This is a genomic window from Staphylococcus caprae, assembly GCF_002902725.1.
Lineage (GTDB): Bacteria > Bacillota > Bacilli > Staphylococcales > Staphylococcaceae > Staphylococcus > Staphylococcus caprae.
On the sequence record NZ_PPRT01000092.1, the window covers coordinates 1 to 1962 of the forward strand.

Consider the following 1962-nt stretch of genomic DNA (forward strand, 5'->3'; position numbering starts at 1 on the left):
ATGAAATAAAAGGATATAAAAGTATTCAATCTCATGATATAAAACTTAATATCATAAGAGACCGAATACTAGGAACTGAAAAAGATATTAATCAAATTTCATTTCATGATTTACATAAGCTATCTGAAAAATTTTATGATAAAGATAATATGAGTGTTTATGTTGTTGGAGATATTAAATTCACCAAAGATAACAACTTTAGTAATTATCATAATGATGTTACCAAAAAGAAGATTATTACGAAGGATGGAGAGTGTGAAATACAAGGGACCGAAGAAGTGCTTTTTCTAAAAATCCTTTTATTAAATATCGCTAATAACAAGTCTTTAGTATATTATAATAATCAATTTCTATATTATGGTGAAAAGAAACAATTAATAGAAAACATTACTCTACTTGATAAAGATAATAGGATGATTGATAACATCTATAAAGATATTTTAGATAAAATGAGTGCAGTTGTTGAAATAAAAAATATTGTAGAGTTTTGGAAACTGCACAATAATTTTTTCACGATAATACAAAATATATGTGAAAGTGAAAGATTATTGGATTTAATAAATGAACTTAAGGGGGAGTTATCATGAAGTCAAAATATAAATTTCTTATTGTAGTATTGGTAATGTTAGGCATTTATTATATTTTCGGCATTAATAAATATATTGATTATTGGATAACGCTTTTTATTATTAAAAATTCGTGGGCAGAATTTGCGTGTATATCTGTAACAATTACGCTTATTGTAGTTCCATTTTATATGTATATTAATAGTAGGATAAAGCAGATTAATTATATTAATGAAAAATTTTTAAAAGAAAGAGACAAAAAGGATTTTGATATGGAAAAATTCAAAAAAAGTATAGAAATTCCTAGTGGCAATTTTATTTATAAAGGTATCGTACCTATTATTTTACTAATAGGGATAGGCTTAAAGATTTCAAACCACTTTTCATTAAAACTACCTTTATTGCTTGTTATATTATTGTATATATTTACTTTTGTAAGTACCTTTTATTATAGTTCTAATTTTATTAAAAATATTATCAATAAACGCTTCACTAGATATTTAGTTTTACTGTTTGTAAGTACGGTTATTTTATGTTTACTGTCAGTAGAGGAACAATTATTTTTAGTAGTTTTTTCAATAATAATATATTTATCTAGTCGCTTAAGTTTTATTAGAAAATTAACAGATATTACAAAAGTTTAAAGGACACTCTTCACAGTTAATTTGATTTTTAATTGATTCTAAATCTAAGATGATAAACTTTTTGCGTTTTTTATCATAATCTAGAATATTATCGCTTTTTAATTTAGATATTGTTTTGGTTATTCTTTCTCTACTCATACCACATAATTGTGAGAGATCCTCATGTGTTAATTTAACATCTATTAATATCGTTCCATTTTTAAATATTTTTCCAAAAGAATTGGCCAATCGAACTAGATTAGAAAGAATCGTTCCTTTTTTACCATAAAAAGTATAATCTCTTAAAGTTAACTCTCTTTTTCTAATTTCATTATGTGTATATTTCAAAATTAATGTATTAAGATAGTCGTTATCAATATTTTCCCTTAATTTATTAATTGAGACTTGGTATAAAGTAGTATTTTGTTTGAAGAATAACTGGTAGTTTATTTGAAATTGACTGAAATCATCAATAGTTTCTACATAAATGCTTCCTTTTTTACAGATTTTTGATAATAGAACTTTACCAGTGACATCTGTTTGCTTTAAAAAAGCCACTCCTCTTTCGAAAGCATATAAAAAATTCCCTTCATTATTTAAATGAAAAATTTCATTGTATTTAAAACTTTTACATTCCCCATACCTTTTTATTAGACTAAACAACTCATTATTCAGCTTTAACATCCCTAAACGTCCCCTTTATTAAATAAGACTTTAACTTTATTAGTGAAGGAATAGATAATTACAATTACATATTACACTTTATTTTATAT

At 24.0% G+C, this 1962-nt stretch carries 3 protein-coding genes; 2 read left to right on the top strand and 1 reads right to left on the bottom strand.

All coding sequences use genetic code 11. From position 1 onward, the window contains the following. On the top strand, nt 1-587 hold a 587-nt coding region (locus CD155_RS13010), incomplete at its 5' end, for an insulinase family protein (RefSeq protein WP_180991840.1). Continuing rightward, nucleotides 584-1210, top strand: a complete 627-nt coding sequence (locus CD155_RS12380; RefSeq protein WP_070832989.1) for a hypothetical protein — start codon at nt 584-586, stop codon at nt 1208-1210. The genes CD155_RS13010 and CD155_RS12380, both read left to right, overlap by 4 nt. Here the strand turns inward: CD155_RS12380 and CD155_RS12385 are convergent. Next, nucleotides 1187-1873, bottom strand: a complete 687-nt coding sequence (locus CD155_RS12385) for a Crp/Fnr family transcriptional regulator (protein WP_103213456.1) — start codon at nt 1871-1873, stop codon at nt 1187-1189. The genes CD155_RS12380 and CD155_RS12385 overlap by 24 nt on opposite strands. Nucleotides 1874-1962: the final 89 nt, after the last annotated feature.